General features: G+C 62.3%; 14 protein-coding genes and 2 rRNA genes. 7 read left to right on the top strand and 9 right to left on the bottom strand.

The window, feature by feature from the left end; all coding sequences use genetic code 11:
* The first annotated feature begins 329 nt into the window (after nucleotides 1-329).
* The 4 genes from AC25M7_RS06210 (at nucleotide 330) to AC25M7_RS06195 (ending at nucleotide 6,922) form a co-directional block, all read left to right on the top strand.
* Nucleotides 330-3,209 carry a ribonucleoside-diphosphate reductase subunit alpha gene (locus AC25M7_RS06210; protein WP_062363798.1) on the top strand — a complete coding sequence of 960 codons (2,880 nt, stop codon included), beginning with the start codon at nucleotides 330-332 and terminating at the stop codon, nucleotides 3,207-3,209.
* Nucleotides 3,210-3,846: 637 nt separating this feature from the next.
* The gene (locus AC25M7_RS06205; RefSeq protein WP_050704266.1) at nucleotides 3,847-5,097 is read left to right on the top strand and encodes a ribonucleotide-diphosphate reductase subunit beta; all 1,251 of its coding nucleotides are present in this window, start codon (nucleotides 3,847-3,849) and stop codon (nucleotides 5,095-5,097) included.
* 61 nt (nucleotides 5,098-5,158) lie between these two features.
* The gene (locus tag AC25M7_RS06200) at nucleotides 5,159-5,962 is read left to right on the top strand and encodes a hypothetical protein (protein WP_486970849.1); all 804 of its coding nucleotides are present in this window, start codon (nucleotides 5,159-5,161) and stop codon (nucleotides 5,960-5,962) included.
* Nucleotides 5,963-6,382: 420 nt separating this feature from the next.
* Nucleotides 6,383-6,922 carry a BRO-N domain-containing protein gene (locus AC25M7_RS06195; protein WP_486970848.1) on the top strand — a complete coding sequence of 180 codons (540 nt, stop codon included), beginning with the start codon at nucleotides 6,383-6,385 and terminating at the stop codon, nucleotides 6,920-6,922.
* Between the two features lie 39 nt (nucleotides 6,923-6,961).
* On the opposite strand, the gene AC25M7_RS06190 is transcribed toward AC25M7_RS06195, so the two are convergent.
* Together AC25M7_RS06190 and AC25M7_RS06185 are read right to left on the bottom strand one after the other, a co-directional pair.
* The gene (locus tag AC25M7_RS06190; protein ID WP_069017428.1) at nucleotides 6,962-7,282 is read right to left on the bottom strand and encodes a helix-turn-helix domain-containing protein; all 321 of its coding nucleotides are present in this window, start codon (nucleotides 7,280-7,282) and stop codon (nucleotides 6,962-6,964) included.
* A gap of 258 nt (nucleotides 7,283-7,540) precedes the next feature.
* Nucleotides 7,541-8,011 carry a GNAT family N-acetyltransferase gene (locus tag AC25M7_RS06185; protein WP_486970847.1) on the bottom strand — a complete coding sequence of 157 codons (471 nt, stop codon included), beginning with the start codon at nucleotides 8,009-8,011 and terminating at the stop codon, nucleotides 7,541-7,543.
* 358 nt (nucleotides 8,012-8,369) lie between these two features.
* Here AC25M7_RS06185 and pdxR point away from each other — a divergent pair, with 358 nt between their 5' ends.
* The 3 genes from pdxR to AC25M7_RS06170 all read left to right on the top strand — a co-directional run bounded on the left by pdxR (nucleotide 8,370) and on the right by AC25M7_RS06170 (nucleotide 12,995).
* The gene (gene pdxR / locus AC25M7_RS06180) at nucleotides 8,370-9,851 is read left to right on the top strand and encodes a MocR-like pyridoxine biosynthesis transcription factor PdxR (protein WP_486970846.1); all 1,482 of its coding nucleotides are present in this window, start codon (nucleotides 8,370-8,372) and stop codon (nucleotides 9,849-9,851) included.
* Between the two features lie 277 nt (nucleotides 9,852-10,128).
* A complete protein-coding gene (locus tag AC25M7_RS06175; RefSeq protein ID WP_486970845.1) occupies nucleotides 10,129-11,559 on the top strand; it encodes an L-lactate permease in 1,431 nt (476 codons plus the stop codon).
* A gap of 17 nt (nucleotides 11,560-11,576) precedes the next feature.
* Nucleotides 11,577-12,995, top strand: a complete 1,419-nt coding sequence (locus tag AC25M7_RS06170) for an aminotransferase-like domain-containing protein (RefSeq protein WP_062363498.1) — start codon at nucleotides 11,577-11,579, stop codon at nucleotides 12,993-12,995.
* Between the two features lie 46 nt (nucleotides 12,996-13,041).
* On the opposite strand, the gene AC25M7_RS06165 is transcribed toward AC25M7_RS06170, so the two are convergent.
* The 7 genes from AC25M7_RS06165 to AC25M7_RS06135 all read right to left on the bottom strand — a co-directional run.
* Complete coding sequence (locus tag AC25M7_RS06165) at nucleotides 13,042-13,941, bottom strand: LysR family transcriptional regulator (protein WP_486970936.1); 900 nt, start codon at nucleotides 13,939-13,941, stop codon at nucleotides 13,042-13,044.
* Between the two features lie 46 nt (nucleotides 13,942-13,987).
* The gene (locus AC25M7_RS06160) at nucleotides 13,988-16,003 is read right to left on the bottom strand and encodes a pyridoxamine 5'-phosphate oxidase family protein (protein ID WP_486970844.1); all 2,016 of its coding nucleotides are present in this window, start codon (nucleotides 16,001-16,003) and stop codon (nucleotides 13,988-13,990) included.
* Between the two features lie 18 nt (nucleotides 16,004-16,021).
* Nucleotides 16,022-16,651 (bottom strand): glutathione S-transferase family protein, encoded by a 630-nt coding sequence (locus AC25M7_RS06155; RefSeq protein WP_486970843.1) that lies wholly within the window; start codon nucleotides 16,649-16,651, stop codon nucleotides 16,022-16,024.
* A gap of 162 nt (nucleotides 16,652-16,813) precedes the next feature.
* Complete coding sequence (locus AC25M7_RS06150; RefSeq protein WP_062363504.1) at nucleotides 16,814-17,368, bottom strand: UPF0149 family protein; 555 nt, start codon at nucleotides 17,366-17,368, stop codon at nucleotides 16,814-16,816.
* A 163-nt stretch (nucleotides 17,369-17,531) separates the two neighbouring features.
* On the bottom strand, nucleotides 17,532-19,175 hold the full coding sequence (locus AC25M7_RS06145; RefSeq protein WP_028692242.1) for an acetolactate synthase large subunit: 1,644 nt from the start codon (nucleotides 19,173-19,175) through the stop codon (nucleotides 17,532-17,534).
* 409 nt (nucleotides 19,176-19,584) lie between these two features.
* Nucleotides 19,585-19,700: ribosomal RNA gene (gene rrf / locus AC25M7_RS06140) — 5S ribosomal RNA — on the bottom strand.
* 129 nt (nucleotides 19,701-19,829) lie between these two features.
* Nucleotides 19,830-20,854 (bottom strand): 23S ribosomal RNA (locus tag AC25M7_RS06135); the annotation flags it as partial.

Below are 20,854 nucleotides of genomic sequence, written 5' to 3'. Positions count from 1 at the left end.
TGAACTTAACGTGATTCCAACAGCCAAACCGCTCCTGCGGAGGGCGACCGAGGCAAGCCGCAGATGGCCTTGTTCGGGTATGAGTGTTGCAGGCAGGGCCTCGCCACTCATCAGCAACAGATTTTGGGTACGCCCAGAACCTTTGACTTCGGCCAGGGAGCGGCAGGTTATTGCCCCTTATTCCTGAGTCTGTCCCGAAGTCGGTAAGCCCGAGCGGGCGTATGCGCGTGCATGACGCCTCCCCGCCCGGGCCATCGAGCAAGTGGACGGAACGGTGGGCGCCCCAACAAGGCGCCTGAACAAACTAGAAACTGTGGAGACACCCACCCATGCAAACCGACACAACTCGCGAGAACCCGCAGGGCAAAGCGCCGCAGGCCGCCGATTCCAATCAGGATCTGGCAGCCACCGCGCCTGGCCAACTGCGCGTGATCAAGCGCAACGGCACTGTCGTCCCCTACACCGACGACAAGATCACCGTTGCCATCACCAAGGCGTTCCTCGCAGTTGAAGGCGGCACCGCCGCCGCCTCGTCGCGCATCCACGACACCGTCGCGCGCCTGACCGAGCAGGTCACCGCCACGTTCAAGCGTCGCATGCCATCGGGTGGCACCATCCACATCGAAGAAATCCAGGACCAGGTCGAACTGGCCCTGATGCGCGCCGGCGAGCAGAAAGTCGCCCGCGACTACGTGATCTACCGCGACCAGCGTGCCAAAGAGCGCGCCACCCGCGCCAACACCGACGCAGTGGTCGAGCCGCACCCAAGCATCCGCATCACCCTGGCCGACGGCAGCCTGGCGCCTCTGGACATGGCCCGCCTGAACACCATCATCAGCGAAGCCTGCGAAGGCCTGGCCGAAGTCGATGGCGAGCTGATCCAGCGCGAAACCCTGAAGAACCTGTACGACGGCGTGGCCCTGAAAGACGTCAACACCGCCCTGGTGATGACCGCCCGTACCCTGGTCGAGCGCGAGCCGAACTACTCGTTCGTCACCGCCCGCCTGCTGATGGACACCCTGCGCGCCGAAGGCCTCGGCTTCCTGGGCGTGGCCGACAGCGCCACCCACCACGAGATGGCCGACCTGTACGCCAAGGCCCTGCCGGCCTACGTCGAGAAAGGCGTCGAGTTCGAACTGCTCGACCCGGCGCTGAAAGGCTACGACCTGGAGCGCATGGGCAAGGCGATCAACCACGAGCGTGACCAGCAGTTCACCTACCTGGGCCTGCAGACCCTGTACGACCGCTACTTCATCCACAAGGATGGCGTGCGCTTCGAGCTGCCGCAGGTGTTCTTCATGCGTGTGGCCATGGGCCTGGCGCTGGAAGAGAAAGATAAAGAAGCCCGTGCGATCGAGTTCTACAACCTGTTGTCGTCCTTCGACTACATGGCCTCGACCCCGACCCTGTTCAACGCCGGTACCCTGCGTCCGCAGCTGTCCAGCTGCTACCTGACCACCGTGCCGGACGACCTGTCGGGCATCTACCACGCGATCCACGACAACGCCATGCTGTCGAAATTCGCCGGTGGCCTGGGCAACGACTGGACCCCGGTACGTGCGCTGGGCTCGTACATCAAGGGCACCAACGGCAAGTCGCAAGGCGTCGTGCCGTTCCTGAAAGTGGTCAACGACACCGCCGTCGCCGTAAACCAGGGTGGCAAGCGTAAGGGCGCCGTGTGTGCCTACCTGGAAACCTGGCACCTCGACATCGAAGAATTCATCGAGCTGCGCAAGAACACCGGTGATGACCGTCGTCGTACCCACGACATGAACACCGCCAACTGGATCCCTGACCTGTTCATGAAGCGCGTCTTCGATGACGGCAAGTGGACCCTGTTCTCGCCGTCGGAAGTGCCTGATCTGCACGACCTGACCGGCAAGGCCTTCGAAGAGCGCTACGAGTACTACGAAGCCCTGACCGAGTACAACAAGATCAAGGTGTTCAAGACCATCCAGGCCAAAGACCTGTGGCGCAAGATGCTGTCGATGCTGTTCGAGACCGGCCACCCATGGCTGACCTTCAAGGACCCGTGCAACCTGCGCAGCCCGCAGCAGCACGTGGGCGTGGTCCACAGCTCGAACCTGTGCACCGAGATCACCCTGAACACCAACAAGGACGAGATCGCGGTCTGCAACCTGGGCTCGATCAACCTGCCGAACCACATCGTCGATGGCAAGCTGGACACCGCCAAGCTGCAACGCACCGTGAACACCGCCGTGCGCATGCTCGACAACGTGATCGACATCAACTACTACTCGGTGCCGCAAGCGCGCAACTCGAACTTCAAGCACCGCCCTGTCGGCCTGGGGATCATGGGCTTCCAGGACGCGCTGTACCTGCAGCACATCCCGTACGGTTCGGACGCTGCCGTCGAGTTCGCCGACAAGTCGATGGAAGCGGTCAGCTACTACGCGATCCAGGCTTCCTGCGACCTGGCCGACGAGCGCGGCGCCTACGAGACCTTCCAGGGTTCGCTGTGGTCCAAGGGCATCCTGCCGCTGGACAGCCAGCAGATCCTGATCGAGGCCCGTGGCCAGAAGTACATCGACGTCGACCTGACCGAGAGCCTGGACTGGGCACCGGTGCGCGAGCGCGTCAAGAAAGGTATTCGTAACTCGAACATCATGGCCATCGCGCCGACCGCGACCATCGCCAACATCACCGGCGTGTCGCAGTCCATCGAGCCGACCTACCAGAACCTGTACGTGAAATCGAACCTGTCGGGCGAATTCACCGTGATCAACCCGTACCTGGTCCGCGACCTGAAAGCCCGCGGCCTGTGGGACTCGGTGATGATCAACGACCTGAAGTACTACGACGGTTCGGTGCAGCAGATCGAGCGTATCCCGCAAGAGCTGAAGGACCTGTACGCCACCGCGTTCGAAGTCGAGACCAAGTGGATCGTCGATGCCGCCTCCCGTCGCCAGAAGTGGATCGACCAGGCCCAGTCGCTGAACCTGTACATCGCCGGCGCCTCGGGCAAGAAACTGGACGTGACCTACCGCATGGCCTGGTACCGTGGTCTGAAGACCACCTACTACCTCCGTGCCCTGGCCGCGACCAGCACCGAGAAGTCGACCATCAACACCGGCAAGCTCAACGCCGTGTCGAGCGGCGGCGACAGCGCCCCGGTCCAGGCCGCGGGCCCTGCCCCGGTACCGAAGGCCTGCGCCATCGACGAGCCGGATTGCGAAGCCTGCCAATAAGGCCTTCGCAGCGCTGAGCTGAACATGCCGCCTCAATCGCCCTCACGGGTGGCTGAGGCGGCATTTTTTTGCGCCCCGACATCCCCCTGCGGGAGCGGTGCGTGGGAACGGCACGTGGGAGCGGGCTTGCCCCGCGATAGGGCCCCTACAGGCAATACACCCCCTAGGCCCTGACCAAGATCAAAACACCATATGTAGCGCCAAACAAAAAAAATCACACTACATATAGGATCTAATCCCATTTAGGGCTAGACTCTTACCCCGTGACGAACCACCGGTATCCAGTGAACGGAAGCACGTAATGCAGGTCGAAAATTTACCGCCCTGCGCCCCCTGCGCCGCCCCGATCCAAAGTGATTTCCGGTATACTTCGCGGCCCCAAAAAGGGATGAGCCAATGATCGACTGCGTGAAGCAAGCCCCCGGGGCCACACCGCAGGTTTTATCGTTGCCGTACAGCTTCCAGGTGCCCTGCCCCCTCGCCCGAGTGCAGGCCAGGCGCCGACCCGAACACCTTCAAACGTGACGAGAGCCCGCTCTCACTGCCTGCCGCAGCGCCCGTTGGCGTAGCGCCGTACAGGCATCACTTCAAAATCCAACCGGTTGCCCCGCGCAACCCTCTAGCAGGAGCCAGGACCATGCTGAGCTGGGACGAATTCGACAAAGAAGACGGTGAAGTCGCCGCCAAAGGCAACACCCCCGCGCAGGCCGCAGCCGCCACCACCCTCGACAAGCTCGACAGCGCCGGCGGTGCCGCCGCCCTGGAAGCTCGCGCCGCCACCGCCGCCGACTCCGACGCCGTCAAGCGCGCCAAGGCTGCGCTGGACGCCCTGGATATCGCTGAAGGCCTGGCCGAGCTGGAAGGCTCCTCGGCCCGTGTCGCGGTCGATGAAAAGCGCATGATCAACTGCCGAGCCGACCTCAACCAGCTGGTACCGTTCAAGTACGACTGGGCCTGGCAGAAGTACCTCGACGGCTGCGCCAACCACTGGATGCCGCAAGAGGTCAACATGACCGCCGACATCGCCCTGTGGAAGAGCATGGACGGCCTGACCGAAGACGAGCGCCGCATCGTGATGCGCAACCTCGGCTTCTTCTCCACCGCCGACTCCCTGGTGGCCAACAACCTGGCCCTGGCCGTATACCGCCTGATCACCAACCCGGAGTGCCGCCAGTACATCCTGCGCCAGGCCTTCGAAGAGGCGATCCACACCCACGCCTACCAGTACTGCATCGAGTCGCTGGGCATGGATGAAGGCGAGATCTTCAACATGTACCACGAGATCCCGTCGGTCGCCAAAAAGGCAGCCTGGGGCCTGAAGTACACCCGCGCCATCTCGGATCCGGAGTTCAACACCGGCACCGTCGAGACCGACAAAGAGCTGCTGCGCAACCTGATCGCCTACTACTGCGTCCTGGAAGGCATCTTCTTCTACTGCGGCTTCACCCAGATCCTGTCGATGGGTCGCCGCAACAAGATGACCGGCGTCGCCGAGCAGTTCCAGTACATCCTGCGCGACGAGTCCATGCACCTGAACTTCGGCATCGACGTGATCAACCAGATCAAGATCGAGAACCCGCACCTGTGGGATGCCGCGATGAAGGAAGAGGCTACCCAGATGATCCTGCAGGGTACCCAGCTGGAGATCGAATACGCCCGTGACACCATGCCACGCGGCGTGCTAGGCATGAATGCGGCGATGATGGAGGACTACCTCAAGTTCATTGCCAACCGTCGACTGACCCAGATTGGGTTGAAGGAAGAGTATCCGGGGACTACTAACCCGTTCCCTTGGATGAGCGAGATCATGGACTTGAAGAAGGAGAAGAACTTCTTTGAGACTCGGGTTATTGAGTATCAGACTGGTGGGGCGTTGAGCTGGGATTAACATCCAAAGGGCTGCCAAGAGGCAGCCCTTTTTTTGAGAAAATAAATCGAGGTCAAATAATTTGAACGGTATGATCGATCTATTTTTAAAGCTACTCAACGAAAGAAATAGCGAACTGCAAAACAAGGTAGCCTTCCTCCTTAAAGCATTGGCAGGCGAAGATTTAGCCACCAAGAAGAAAGCTGCTCAAGAAGCACTATCTGCAGCTGAAAATCTTAAACTCGTAATCCCCTCCACAGACCTACCAATCTGGCTACAGAGCATTATTAACCTCATCAGCTCACAGTTAGGACCAAATTGGAGGAGTTCTACACTACTGCACAACCTAATACCGGTCCTCCCAGCTCTAAACGGGCACACCTGGAGCCTCAACGACAATAAAAGTTCGGCAATAGACTTCGACGGAGTTTTCGAGCTTTACAGAAAAGAAAGCAGGCTACCCGAGCTATTTTCGGAAATTGTAAAAATACTCGAAAGCATTAAGGATAGTGGGGACGTTGACAGCCGCAGCATGATTGAGGCACTCGCAAAGGTCATAGCTACAATTAAGAAATGCAGCAGCGGCTCCTACTTTTCAGTCAACGGTGCCTGGGCTTTCGTGACCAGCTTTTTGAACAACTATCTGTGGCAAGAACTGGGAAAGATCCCCGTTCTAGGCAGTGCTTTTGAAGCCTTAAAGAAAACTATAGATGAGACTGAGGCTGAAATTGCAAAGGTAAACTCACTAGTCAAACAGGATCTTGACGATCGAGCAAAAACCGAAATCAAGGGGATTGGAAACGCAAACTTTGAGTTTGTTACATATGGCAGATCAGGGGCGTTGATTGAGCGCTCATCCAGCTCTAATTTGGAAACTGAATCTTAGACCGCCCCTCCCCCGCCCAAGGAATCAGAACCACAACGACAAATAAAGTCTGACAAAAAATTTCAGAAACGGACTACAGCTTTTATGTTTGACTGGCTCGTCTGATGGAATTACCTTTCTCAGCGGCGCCTAAGAAACGCCTCACGTAGCGGTCAATCCGCCCCGACAGATGCGGCATTTTTTTGCCTGTGGTTTAATCCTGCGCGCAGAAAACGTGTTATGTCGGGAGCGGACTAATACAAGACCCGCAAGGGGAATACGTCCGGTCCGCTACGTGGGATTTCTTAGCTCCCGACACCCAGCCCTAAGAAAGCTGAATCCACGTAGAGGTAAAGGAAATGCCTATCAAGCCTAGCAATAACGTGCCACTCGCACGTACGCCTAGCCATTTCAAGTTATCTAGGACCGCGGAGGCCAGCCATGACTGACCTCCACGATTCCATCCTCTTCACCCGCCACAACCGCCCTCTCCACACCCTCTGGCTCGAATCCCAAGCCTGGTTCTGCGCCCACGAACTCGGTCGGATGACCGGGCGCTTCTTCGACGAGCACTGCATCCGTAAGCTAGACCCGGACCAGCATCGCACCGTGCAGTTGCTGCGCTACGGCCAGTACAGCGAGACCACCATGGTCAGCGAGTCCGGTGCCTATACCCTGCTGGCCCATCATCACATTCCGGAAAACCGCCACCTGCGCCATTGGCTGACCCATGAGGTGGTGGCGGTGCTGCGCGATGGGCAGGATTCGGCGCTGGAAGACCTGCCGCGCCTGGGCAGGATGTGCTGGCCGGGTGGGCATACGGCGAGTCTGTTGTATTGGCAGAGTGAGCCTTGGGTACGGATGCGGGATATGCCGGTGGTGATGGCGGCGGAGAGGCCCGTGGTGGTGCCCGAGCGGCGTAAGTTGAGCTGGAAGGAATGTGCGCAGCGGGCGTTGCGGTTGCATGGGGTTGGCGATTGAACCCTGCGATCCACTGAAAGGGCTGCCATGCAGCCCTGTTCAATCCTGCCCTGACTTCTTCCGGATACGCTGGCGCTTGGCACCAAGCTCATAACGAGCGATGTCGGCTATGCACTCCACCTTCGGCAAAAACAGCGCCTCAAGCTCTTTTCTTCGACCTAGAACCATCGCCACTCGGATCAGATTTTCAAAACCGACATTTCGTCCCGTTTCAAGGTTGGACACGGTATTGGTGCCGATGCCGGCACGAGCAGCCACTTCCGCTTGCGACATCTGTTGAGCGAGCCGCTCGGTGCGCAAGCGCTCGCACAAGGCCCTCATGAGTTCGCTGGGTTTGGTAAGACTTAAATCCAACTTCATGTGTGTTAACTCAATAAATCGCAGTTAAGGCACAAAATATTGGATTAAGTATTCCTCTGCCAGGGAGGGGTTCATCTTTCTGAATGGTCTGACAACGCCGTAATACTCAGGCAGATTTCGAAGGAAGATTTCTGATGACTGGGGCGTGGGAGCGGCGCGGCGCCGCAGGAGATTGCACCGCAAAGCCAGTGCTCCCCTTCGCGGGGCAAGCCCGCTCCCACGCCCTTATCTGCTCACAATGGACTTAGCACAATGGCCCTAGTGAGCAACATCCAGCGGCATCCGGTACTCGATCACCCCCGGCTTCTCGGCAATCCAGTCATACAACCGCTGCGCAGTCCGGTTGGTCTCCTGGGTATGCCAGTACAACCGGTCGCACTGCTGCTGCCGGGCCTGGTCCTGGACGAACTCGATCAGTTGCTTGCCGATCATCCGCCCTCGGGCGCTCGGGCACACGAACAGGTCTTCCAGGTAGCAGAAGTCGTTGCGCCCCCAGGTCGAGCGGTGGAACACATAGTGGACGAAGCCGTAGAGCCGTTCGCCGTCGGTGGCCACGGCGCAGTGCATGGGTTCGGTCGGGTCGAAGAAGCGGGCCCAGGTGCGCTCGGTAATGGCTGGGCCCAGGTCTACCTGGTAGAAGGCCTGGTATTGCGACCAGTAGTCGTGCCAGGGCTGGAGGTCGGTTTGCTTCACTTCGCGGATGAAGACGGGTGGTTGGGTGGTGGTCATGGTTGGAACCCCTTTGGGACAAGACTGCGTGAATTAGTGAGGGGCCGGCCTGCCCGTAGCGCTTGCCTTCCTTGGTGGTTGCTTGCGGGCTTGGGTTTTATAGCGGATAAATGGTTGGTTTTTACCTGCCAATTGCTCGGTAATGGCCAGACCACTTTGGGGTTCTGGATGAGCGTTAGGCTTGAGATTGCCGGGGCTGCTTTGCAGCCCTTTCGCGACACAAGGCCGCTCCCACAGGGGTTCGCGGTCGCCTGTGGGAGCGGGCCTTGCCGGAGCGCTGGACCGGTCGGAAAGGGGCGCGAAGCGGCCCCGGCATTGGCAGCCATTAATCAAATCTACCAGCCAGGGAATCAGGCCAATGTTCAAACACGCGCAGCTGGAATCGGTGAAAGCCTGGATCAACGACCCCGCCCATGGCGCGCTGGCCTTGCATGTGCGTATCCAACGGGCGATCCGCCAGTTGATCCTCGACGGCGCACTGCCGGTGGGCAAGGCGCTGCCCGCCTCGCGCCCGCTGGCCCAGTCCCTGGGCGTCTCGCGGGATACCGTGGAGTCGGCCTACAGCCAGTTGCACGCCGAAGGCTTTATCGAGCGGCGCGTGGGCAGCGGCAGCTTCGTGTCGCAACGGGCGCGCTGTCTGCCGTCGCGCAAGCGCCAGCGTCCGGCACATCAGCAAGCCCCGGTGCAGTTGAGCCGCCGTGGTGAAGCGCTGTTACACAACGGTGGCGTCCACAACTTCCAGTCGCCCCGCCCCTTCGCCCCGGGCGTGGCCGAAACCCGGCACTTCCCCCTGGCCATCTGGGAGAAGCTGGAGCGGCAGGTGTACAAGGAATACGGCACGCGGGCGCTGGAACACAGCGAGCCGCAGGGCATGGCCCCCTTGCGCCGGGCAATCGCCGACTACCTCAACCTCGAGCGCGGGGCCCAGGCATCCGCCGAGCGCATCCTGATCCTCACCAGCTCGCAGCAGGCCCTTGGCCTGTGCGCCCAGGTGCTCATGGACGCAGGCGACCAGGTGCTGGTCGAGGACCCGCTGTACCAAGGCACCCGCAAGGCCGTCACCGCCGCCGGCCTGGCAGGCGTGCCGGTTCCGGTGGACGCGCACGGCCTGCAGGTGGACGCCATGGCCCGGCTGGCGCCGGATGCCCGGGCGGTGTTCCTCACCCCTTCGCACCAGTACCCGACCGGCGCGACCCTGGCGCTGGACCGGCGCCTGCTGGCGATCGAATGGGCGCGCCAGCAACGCGCCTGGATCATTGAGGACGACTACGACAGCGAGTTCCACTACGCCGGCCGCCCCACCGCCTGCGTGCAGGGCCTCGACCCACACGACCGCACGCTGTACATCGGCACCTTCACCAAATCGCTGTTCGCCGGTCTGCGCATCGGCTACCTGCTGCTGCCGCCCCAGCTCGTCGCGCCGATGACCGCCGCCCGCACGCTGCAGGACGGGCATAACGCCTCCATCGCCCAGCTGACCCTGGCCCGGTTCATGGAAGGCGGGCACTTCAACGCCCATGTACGGGCCATGCGCGCGCTCTACGCCGAGCGGCGGGATGTGCTGGCGGATCTGCTGCGCAGGCACCTGGGGGCGTTTCTCGTGCCGCAGGTGCCCGCCGGCGGGCTGCAGATGCCCTGCCATTTCGTGCAGGGCCTGTCTGAAGACGCCGTGGTCAGGGCGGCACGCGGGGTAGGCATCGATCTGTTGGGGCTGGGCAGTTTGTACGCGGTGCCGAGGAACGATGCCGGCTTGCTGATGGGCTTTGCGGCACTGACACCCGCTGAGATGAGGGAGGCGGTGGTGAAACTGGAGAAGGTGCTGGCAGGTTTGGCCAGATAGCCACGCTGCGTGCAAGCAGTACGGTCAAAACCCATGCGGAATGCGACCAGAATGCCCGATCCACGTAATGCCTCGGATTGCAGGCATTAACAGCCAATATCGCCGTCAGCGCCCAGAAATCCAGGCATTGGCGTGAGAGGTGGTGCGAACAAGTGCCTCCAATGCCACGCGCCAGGGGCTGTATTGAAAATCCCCCACCCCCTGTATCTGTTGCAGTCCCGCCCTTCCCTCCACCATCCCTTCCACACTCCTCTGGATGGCTAAAGGAACCCGCATCATGGCTGCCCTGCTGCTGCAAATGTCCCCCATTGGCCTGGTGATCGCCCTGATCCTGCTGCTGCGCCGCCCACCCGTGCAGGCCGCGCTGGCCGGCGTGGCCGGTGTCCTGCTGCTGTGGGGGCTGGGCGCCGCGCAGCCGCTGTCGGCGGCGGTGTCCGGCGCCATCCTGCAAGACACGTTGATCCTGTTCCTCAGCACCGCCTGCGTGATCGTTCCGGGGCTGGCCTTCGTCATCCTGGTCGAACGCGCCAACGCCCCGCAGGCGATCGGCGCCTGGGTGCGGAAGCTGGGCTGGACGCCGCCGATGCAGGTGATCTTCATCGTGCTGGGCCTGGCGCCGCTGCTGGAGGCGATGACCGGGTTCGGCGTATCGCTGATCGCCACGGTGCCGCTGCTGATGGGACTGTTTTCCCGCCAGGTCGGCATGAAGATGGCCCTGGCCGGCATGGTGGTGATGCCCTGGGGCACTCTGGGGCTTGCCACGGTGATCGGCGCGCTGCTGGCCCATGTGCCGGCGCAGGAGCTGGGCAGCCATTCGGCACTGGTCAGCGCTCCGGTGTTCCTCGCCCTCGCGGCGGTGGCACTGGCGTTGGCACAGGTTCGCAGCGTACAGGCGTGGCTTGGCCTGGGGCTGGTTTCGCTGTTGTTCAGCGCGGTGCTGTATGTAATCAACCGTTGGATAGGCCCCGAAGCCGCTGGGGTACTGGCCGGGTTGACGGTGGTGTGCGTCGGCCTGGGGCTTTCCTGGGCGCGGCGCGGGGCCCTGGTGCGCTGGCCGCAGACGGCATGGCCATACCTGGCCTTGCTGGGGGTGATCATCGCCTCGCGGGGGCTGTTCCTGCTGTCGGGCTGGGACGGGCTGTGGGTGGTGCATGGCAACAACGTGTCGTGGAAGCCGCTGGCGTCGCCGGGGCTGGCCTTGCTGTTGGTGGTGCTGATGATGGCCGCGCGCCAAGGTGCGGGTTTCCCCTGGCAGGCGCTGGTCAAGCGGGCGCGGTTCCCGGTGGCAACGATCTTCCTGTTTCTGCTGCTCTCCCAGGTGATGGTCAAGGCCGGCTTCCTGGTCGAGGCGCAACGCGCGCTGCAAGCAATGTCGGGTGTGTCGCTGGCGTCGACGGTGTCGCTGCTGGCCGGGCTGGCCGGTTACGTGACAGGCTCCAATGTCGGCGGCACCACGCTGGTGATGCCGTCCATTGCGGCATTATCCATCGCCCACGGCCCCTGGCTGGCAGCCATGGCCAACAGCGCCGCGGGGCATGGCGCGTTGGGCTCGTTGTCGATCCTGTCGCTGGTCATCGGGCTGGCCGGGGCCGACCGTGAGGAAGAACACAGGCTGATCCGCTTCGGCTTCGTCCTGGTGCTGCTGAACATCGTCATCGTGGCTGCAACGGGCACGGTTTTGCTCTACCTTTCCGGGGCCCCCGCTTGACACCACACAAGGCCGCCATGGATCGCAACCCCAAGCCCGACAAACGCTGGCACACCGTCAACGCCTGGCTGCTGCGCCAGATCGACAGCGGCGAATGGCCTACCGGCACGCAGCTGCCCTCGGTGCGCGAACTGGCGCGGCTGTTCGACAGCAGCCTGGCCACGGTGCAACGGGCCCTGGCGGAGCTGGAGGCCAATGCCTATGTGCAAGCCACGCCCCGGGTGGGGTACTTCGTCGCCAAGGGCGCGGCCCAGGTGCAGGGCTTTGACCTCGCCAGTGTCAGCGTCAACGTCAACCACGCGGTGGTCGCCATGCTCGCTCAGGCCGCCAGCAACGGCGGGTTGTCGTTAAGCTCGGCGGTGCTGCATGACGAACTCACGCCCCAGGTGCTGCTGAACAAATGCCTGACGACCCTGGCCAGCAAGGCCGATCAGCCGCTGGCCGGCTTGATCGCCCCGCCTGGCCTGGCCTCGCTGCGCCGACGTATTGCCGGGCTGATGCTGCAGCGCGGCGTGGCCTGCGGCCCGGATGAAATCCTGGTGACCTCGGGCGACACCGTGGCCCTGGAGCTGGCCCTCGAGGCCGTAGCCCGGCCGGGCGCCACGGTAGCGATCGAAACACCTACCTACTACGGCATCCTGCAGACCATCGAACGCCTGGGGATGCGCGCCCTGCCCATCCGCACCCACGCCGACAGCGGCATGGACCTCGAGCACCTGGAATGGGCGCTCAAGCGCGGCAAGGTCGATGTGGTGTTCCTCAACCCGACGCTACAGAACCCACGGGGCTTCATCATGCCCGACGCAGCGCGGGCACGGCTCTCACAGTTGGCGCAGGCAGCGGATGTGCCGATCATCGAGGACGATATCTTCTTCGACCTGGTGGATGAGGCGCAGCGGCCCAAGGCGATCAAGCACTACGACGAGACCGGGCAGACGATCTATTGCTCGTCGTTCTCCAAGACCGTGGCGCCGGGGTACCGGGTGGGCTGGTGCGTGGCGGGGCGGTATCGGGATGCGATCCTGGCCCAATTGTTTTCGCGCAACCTGGCGGTGTCGAGCCTGGCCCAGCGGGTGCTGGACGAGTTCATCGGCCGGGGGTACATGGAGGAGCACTGCGCCAAGCTGCGCGGCCGGCTGGCGGCGCAGGCCGGAGTGATTGAGGCGCTGGTGCGCTCGGCGTTTCCGCCGGGGACGCGGTATGCGGCGCCGCAGGGCGGCTTCATCCATTGGATCGAATTGCCGGAAGGGACGGACATGGTGGCGCTGCAACGGCTTGCCGCGGAGCGTGGCTGCAATGTCGGCGCCAGCGGGATGTTCTTTGCCGATGGGGAGTGTGGCACTGGGTTGCGGGTGTGCCTGGGGCGGGTGATTACGCCGCAGGTGATGGGCGGGTTGAGGGTGCTGGCGGAGTGTACGGCGCTTTCGAGGTGTTGATTGCGTTCAAGGTACTTGGGGGCGCTTTGCGCCCCAAGGTCCGGAATCAAGCCAGATGTGCCTGGCTGCGCAAATGCTCGGCCAACATATCGATAAAGGTCCGCACCTTGGTCGAGCCATATTTGCTCTCCCGATGCAGGATATGGATCGGCCACGGCGCTTCTTCGTATTCGGCCAGGATCACCTGCAAGCGCCCGGCCGCCACTTCATCCGCCACCTGGTACGACAGCAGCCGTGCAATCCCGAGCCCGGCGCTGGCCGCGGCGATGGCGGCATCGTTGCTGGTCACGGTCAGGCGCGGCTTCATGCGGATCAGCGTCGGGTCGTCAATGGCGCCGAAGCGCCAGTCCGTGCGCGGTGACAGGGTCCCGGCGGCGATCACTTCGTGCTTCTGCAACTCCGAGGGATGGCGCGGCGTGCCGTGGCGTTCCAGGTATTCGGGCGAGGCGCACAGCAGCCGGCGCATTTTGCCCACGCGTAACGCCTTGAGGCCCGAATCGGGCAACTGGCCAATTCGCACCGCCACGTCCATGCCCTCCTCCACCAGGTTCACCACGCGGTCGAGAAAGTACGCCGACACATCCACCTCGGGGTACTGCTGCAGGTAACGGACGATGCACGGCATGACGAACTTCTTGCCGAACAGGATCGGCGCGGTCACCGCCAGGTCGCCCTTGGGCGCGGCGTTGATGCCGGCGGCGGCTTCGTTGGCCTCGACGATGCTGGCGAGGATGTGCCGGGTGTCTTGCAGGTAGCGCCCGCCGGCCTCGGTCAGGCGCACGCTGCGGGTGGTGCGCAGCAGCAGCTTGACCCCGAGCTGTTCCTCAAGGGCAGTGACCGCGCGGGTCACCGCCGCCGGCGAGATGGCCAGGCGGCGGGCGGCGGCGGCGAAGCTTTCCAGCTCGCCAACAGCCACGAACACTTTCATCAGGTGGATCTGGTCCATGCCGCGCCCCACGCGTTGTCGTGGGGCGATTATCGCCGTGGTCACGCTAGAGCTCCAGTACCAGGGGCTGCACGCCGCCCTCGGCCTGGGCGGGGATGGCACAGCAGATCAGCACGCTGCCAGGCTCGGGCAGTTCGGCGGGCGGGTTCGGGTAGTGGACCTGGCCGCTGACCAGCTTGGTCTTGCAGGTACCGCAGGAGCCGCCTCGGCAACTGAAATCCGGCGACAGGCCACGGCTTTCCGCCAGCTCCAGCAGGGTGCCGCTGTCCGGCGCCCAACGCGCTTCCTTGGCAGAGCTGGCAAAGTACACCGGCACCGGTTCGCTGGCGGGTGGGGGCTGCTGCAGCGTCGGCTGGTTGTCATCGGTGTGGCGGCGCAGGGTCGAGGGGCCGAAGGCTTCGGCATGGATGCGGGCGTCGGGCACATGCACGCCGCGCAGGCCTTCGTACAGATCCTGGGTGAAGCTGGCCGGACCGCAGAGGTAGAAGTCGTAGTCGTCCAATGCCAGCGTGGCCTTGATCTGCTCGATGCCCAGGCGGCTGGCGAACTGGTAGTCATGACCCAGCACGGCCTGGGGTTCGGACTGGCTCAGGGCACGATGGATGCTCAGCAAGCCATTGGCGTGTTGCTGGAGTGCGGCAAGCTCCTGCTGGAACGGCAGGTCGGCCAGTGTGCGCCCGCCATGGAACAGATGGATGCGCCGCCCCTGCCCTTTGGCCAGCTGCTCGCGGAGCATGGCGATCAACGGGGTGATGCCGACGCCCGCGCCGATCAGCACAAGGGGCCGCTCACTCTGCTGATCCAGGGTAAAGCTGCCCATGGGCTGACGCACCTCCAGCCGATCGCCAACCTTCACCTGTTGATGCAAATAGCGTGACGCCGGCCCCTGCGCCTTGACGCTGATGCGCAGGTGGCCATCGGACGGCGCGCTGGACAGGCTGTAGGTGCGGATCAGCGGTGCCTCACCATCCACCTGCAGGCGCACGGGAATATGCTGGCCGGGCGCGAAGGCCACCGCCGTACCTTCCTCGGGTTGCAGGTAGAACGAACGGATATCGCGACTTTCCTGCTCGATACGCAGCACGCGCCAGGTCAGCCATTGGCGTTGGCGCTCACGCTGTTGCAGGCGCTCTTCGGCTTCACTCCAGGTGCCGGTCATCAGGCTGGTGGGGGCGTACTCCTGGAAGGCCCAACGCAACGACACCGCAGCCGGGCGGACTACCACCTGCTCGATGTCCAGGGTCCAGATCCGCTCAGCGCCTTCGAAGGCGCTGATCAGCGGGCTATCGAGAATCACCTCGGTGCGCCCGGAAACCTGCAGCACATCGCCCGTGGTGAAGTCGACGAACAACAGGCCGGCAACCGGGTTGGCCAGCAGATTGCCGAGGGTATTGAAATGCAGGTTGCCGGCGTAGTCAGGAATCGTCAGGCGATTGCCTTCGACCCTGACGAAACCGGGGCGACCACCGCGGTGGGACACGTCCACGGCACGTTGGCCATTTTCCTGCTCGACGTAACTGGCGACAAAGAAGGTGTCGGCGTTTTCGATCATGGCGCGGGTCGCGGCATCGAGTACCGATGAATCCCGACGCGCCTGCGGCGGCTCGTCGACGCGGGTGTACTCGCGCAGCTGGATGTACTGCGGGCAGTTGCCGAACGACTGCTCGACCACCACCGCCAACTGACCGGCGCTGGCCCCGCGGATCAGGCCATTGAGGCGATTGCGCCGCCGCGTGTGCAGCTCGATCCCCAGCAGGCCGATGGCGCCACCCGCCACCAGGCCCGGCGTGGCCGGATCGTCGCTGGCGAGATCGGCGCCGATCAACAGTTGCCGTGGATCGGGCGAGCTGACGAAGCCTTCCGGGCCTTCGAGCAGCGTCGCCCAGGGTTTGCCTGCGGCGTCCACGGCACCGGCCACCATGAACGGCAACTGCTGGTAGAAGGTGCGATGCTGGTCGGGCATGAAGTCACGGATGACCTTCTGCCCGAACGCCTCCATGCGCTCGGCAACACCGACGTGCTCCTGCAGCCGTTTTTCACCTGCATGCCAGGGCGATTGCATGGCGGCATTCCTCGGGACTCAGAGGGTGGTCTGCAAACCGATGACCGTACGTGGCATCGGCACGAAGCCCGGCAGCGCCTCGACACGGGCCAGCCAGGCGCGCACGTTGGGGTACGGTTCCAGCGACACGTTGCCTTCCGGCGCGTGGGCGATGTACGAGTAGTTGGCGATATCGGCGATGGTGGCCCGGTCACCGACCAGGAACGGGCCCTTGGCCAGTTCGGCGTCGATCACCTTGAGCAGGGTGTGGGCGCGGCCGATGACTTCATCGGTGTTGAACGAGGCACCGAACACCGTCACCAGACGTGCCGCTGCCGGGCCGAAGGCCAGGGGACCCGCCGCGACCGACAACCAGCGCTGCACTCGGGCGGCACCGACCGGATCCGCAGGCAACCAGCGCTCACCGCCATAGGCCTTGGCCAGGTAGACCAGGATGGCGTTGGAATCGGCGATGACGATGCCGTTGTCATCGATCACCGGCACCTGGCCGAAGGGGTTGATGGCGAGAAACTCTGGCTGCTTGTGCTCGCCCTTGGCCAGGTCGACGAAGACCAGCTCGGTGGGCAGTTCGAGCAGCGACAGCATCAGCTCGATGCGGTGGGCGTGGCCGGACTTGGGGAAGTTGTAGAGTTTGATCGGGCTTGGCATGTGCGGGGCTCCGGATCAGCGCCGGGAGTGGCGCTGCTGGAGGACATGCTGCACTGGATCGCCCGACAGCAGAATCAGTGCTGGGAGCAATTCGGTATTACGGTAGGTGGAATAATTACAGTCGTGCGGCCAGCCCGCTTCCACGCGCCCGCGATGGCGATCTCAATGACGGTGCTGCTTCTGGTACTGATACAACCCCCGCGCCGCCTCGACCACCAGCGGCACACAGGCCTGGCGCTCATCGAAGCTCATCGAATCGAGCAGCTCGAAATTGTCTTCCAGCCCATGCAGGGAAATGGCCTTGAGCAGACGATCCTGCTCCGGCGGCAGCTCGCTCCACTCGGCCACCTGGGTACCGCGCATGTAGCCGAAGCACCATTCCTCGAGAATGATCGCCGGGCCTTCCTCTCCTTCGCTCTCCTCGAACAGCGGTTCAAAGTGCTCGAGGTCGTTGGCCAGCTCTTGCGCCACCTGGCTGGCGTAACGCAGCATCAACGCGGTGTAGGCCTCTTCATGGGCGGGCTTCTTGAACTTCGGCACCTTGCCACCGGCGACAGAAGGCAGCCATTGCTCAGGGTTGACCTTGTTGGGGGAGCTGGCCAAAGCGGTGAAGAAGCCGTTGAGCTCGGCGAGGTTGAGCACCGAATAATCGTTGCCGTAGGTGATCAGCAGGTCTTCGAGACGGTCGAGTTCTTTTTCGCTGAGCGCGGGGAGCATGGGTAGGAGTCCTGAGGAAACAAAATATGGGAGCACCCTAACACATGGGAAAAGCGGTACACGCATTCACCGTGCCAATAAAACGATCGCGGGGCAAGCCCGCTCCCACGTTGTGCAGGAACAACGTGGGAGCGGGCTTGCCCCGCGATGAGAATGCTACGGTTTAGACCGCCAGCGCGCGCTCACGCAGCTCGCTGTTGAGGATGCGGTCGTTCTCGCTGTAGTCCACCGGGCAGTCGATCACGTGCACGCCTGGGGTCTTGATGCAGTGCTCGAGCAGCGGCAGGAAGCCTTCGGCGCTTTCCACGCGGTGGCCATTGGCACCGTAGGCTTCGGCGTACTTGACGAAGTCCGGGTTGCCGTAGTCCAGGCCGAAATCGGTGAAGCCCATGTTGGCCTGCTTCCAGCGGATCATGCCGTAGCCGTCGTCTCGCAGGATCACCACGGTGATGTGCATGCCCAGACGTACCGCGGTTTCCAGCTCCTGGCTGTTCATCATGAAGCCGCCGTCGCCGCATACCGAGATGACCGGGCGATCCGGGTACACCAGGTGCGAGGCCATGGCCGATGGCAGGCCGGCGCCCATGGTCGCCAGGGCGTTGTCCAGCAGCACGGTGTTGGGCTTGTGGGCCTTGTAGTTGCGGGCGAACCAGATCTTGTAGATGCCATTGTCCAGGGCGACGATGCCTTCGGACGGCAGGGCGCGACGGATGTCGGCGACCATGCGCTGCGGGTAGACCGGGAAACGGTCGTCGTCGGCGCCTTCGGCGATCTGTGCTTCGTTCGCTTCACGGATGGCCATCAGGCGGGTGAAGTCCCAGTGGCTGGTGTCGGTCAGCGCTTCGCTGATCTGCCACACGGCGTTGGCGATGTCGCCGATCACTTCCACCTGCGGGAAGTACACGGCGTCTACCTCGGCCGAACGGAAGCTGACGTGAATGACCTCGGTGCCGCCACGGACCATGAAGAACGGTGGCTTCTCGATCACGTCGTGGCCGATGTTGACGATCAGGTCGGCGGCTTCGACGGCGCGGTGCACGAAGTCACCGGAGGACAGCGCGGCGTTGCCGAGGAAGCGCGGATGGCGCTCGTCGACCACACCTTTACCCATCTGGGTGGTGATGAACGGGATGCCGGTCTTGTCGATCAGTTGCTTGAGGACCTTGGCGGTCATCTTGCGGTTGGCGCCGGCACCGATCACCAGGATCGGGTTGCGGGCGTTCTGCAGTTTCTGCACGGCGGCTTCGATAGCCACGTGCTCGGCCAGCGGGCGACGGTGCAGGCTGCGCGGGATCGGCAAGGCGTCGGTCTGCTCGGCGGCGATGTCTTCCGGCAGCTCCAGGTGCACGGCGCCTGGCTTCTCTTCTTCGGCCAGGCGGAAGGCTTCACGCATGCGCGCTGGGATGTTGTCGGCCGAGGCGAACTGGTGGGTGTACTTGGTGATGGGGTCCATCATGCCGCACACGTCGATGATCTGGAAACGGCCCTGCTTGGACTTCTTGATCGGCTTCTGACCGGTGATCATCATCATCGGCATGCCGCCCAGGTAGGCGTAGGCACTGGCGGTCACCAGGTTGGTCGCGCCAGGGCCGAGGGTCGACAGGCTGACGCCGGTCTTGCCGGTCAGGCGGCCGTAGGTGGCGGCCATGAAGCCCGCGGACTGCTCGTGGCGGGTCAGTACCAGCTTGATCTTCGACTTGCGCAGGGACTCGAGCAAGTCGAGGTTTTCCTCACCGGGAATGCCGAACACATACTCGACACCTTCGTTTTCCAGGCATTGCACAACGACATCGGCGGCCTTGGCCATCTTGCTTCTAACCTCAAGTAATAGGACGGTGAAAGTCCAGAAATGCGCAGCACGGTACGCTGGCATCGCTCGGTCCGGGTGCCAGGATTGCCCCGAACCTAAGCCTTGACGCAGGGTAGGTACGGGGAAGTCACGTAATTGTGACGGCAATATTGTCGCACCTGCGACGGGGCGATGTGAGGTAGCCGACGAGCAAAGGATATTTGCGTGATCGTCAGCAAACGGATGCCGTGTAGGAACAAGATACCGTGGGAGCGGGCTGGCCCCGCGATAAGGCCGAATCAGGCCGTGATGTTATCCGGGCATGCGCCATCGCGGGGCAAGCCCGCTCCCACGTCAGATTTCTTTACCAGGGCTGAAAAGACAAAACCCCTACCTGCTCGCGCAGATAGGGGTTTTGCGAAATGAATCTTGACGATGACCTACTCTCACATGGGGAAGCCCCACACTACCATCGGCGATGCATCGTTTCACTGCTGAGTTCGGGATGGGATCAGGTGGTTCCAATGCTCTATGGTCGTCAAGAAATTCTGTTGCCAGAATGTCTTAGGAACACTCTTGGCTAATTCGGATATGTGAATTTGTGGTCTTACGAACTTTCGGGTCTTTCGTCTTCACCACCACAATCTGCGTAGCAGATTGCTTGGGTGTTATATGGTCAAGCCTCACGGGCAATTAGTATTGGTTAGCTCAACGCCTCACAGCGCTTACACACCCAACCTATCAACGTCGTAGTCTTCGACGGCCCTTCAGGGAGCTCAAGGCTCCAGTGAGATCTCATCTTGAGGCAAGTTTCCCGCTTAGATGCTTTCAGCGGTTATCTCTTCCGAACATAGCTACCCGGCAATGCCACTGGCGTGACAACCGGAACACCAGAGGTTCGTCCACTCCGGTCCTCTCGTACTAGGAGCAGCCCCTCTCAAATCTCAAACGTCCACGGCAGATAGGGACCGAACTGTCTCACGACGTTCTAAACCCAGCTCGCGTACCACTTTAAATGGCGAACAGCCATACCCTTGGGACCGGCTTCAGCCCCAGGATGTGATGAGCCGACATCGAGGTGCCAAACACCGCCGTCGATATGAACTCTTGGGCGGTATCAGCCTGTTATCCCCGGAGTACCTTTTATCCGTTGAGCGATGGCCCTTCCATACAGAACCACCGGATCACTAAGACCTACTTTCGTACCTGCTCGACGTGTGTGTCTCGCAGTCAAGCGCGCTTTTGCCTTTATACTCTACGACCGATTTCCGACCGGTCTGAGCGCACCTTCGTACTCCTCCGTTACTCTTTGGGAGGAGACCGCCCCAGTCAAACTACCCACCATACACTGTCCTCGATCCGGATAACGGACCTGAGTTAGAACCTCAAGGTTGCCAGGGTGGTATTTCAAGGATGGCTCCATGAGAACTGGCGTCCCCACTTCAAAGCCTCCCACCTATCCTACACAAGCAAGCTCAAAGTCCAGTGCAAAGCTATAGTAAAGGTTCACGGGGTCTTTCCGTCTAGCCGCGGATACACTGCATCTTCACAGCGATTTCAATTTCACTGAGTCTCGGGTGGAGACAGCGCCGCCATCGTTACGCCATTCGTGCAGGTCGGAACTTACCCGACAAGGAATTTCGCTACCTTAGGACCGTTATAGTTACGGCCGCCGTTTACCGGGGCTTCGATCAAGA

The organism is Pseudomonas sp. P106(2024) (assembly GCF_057480815.1).
Note: the sequence above shows the minus strand (reverse complement) of the source record. Positions and strands in the feature narration are given on the sequence as shown.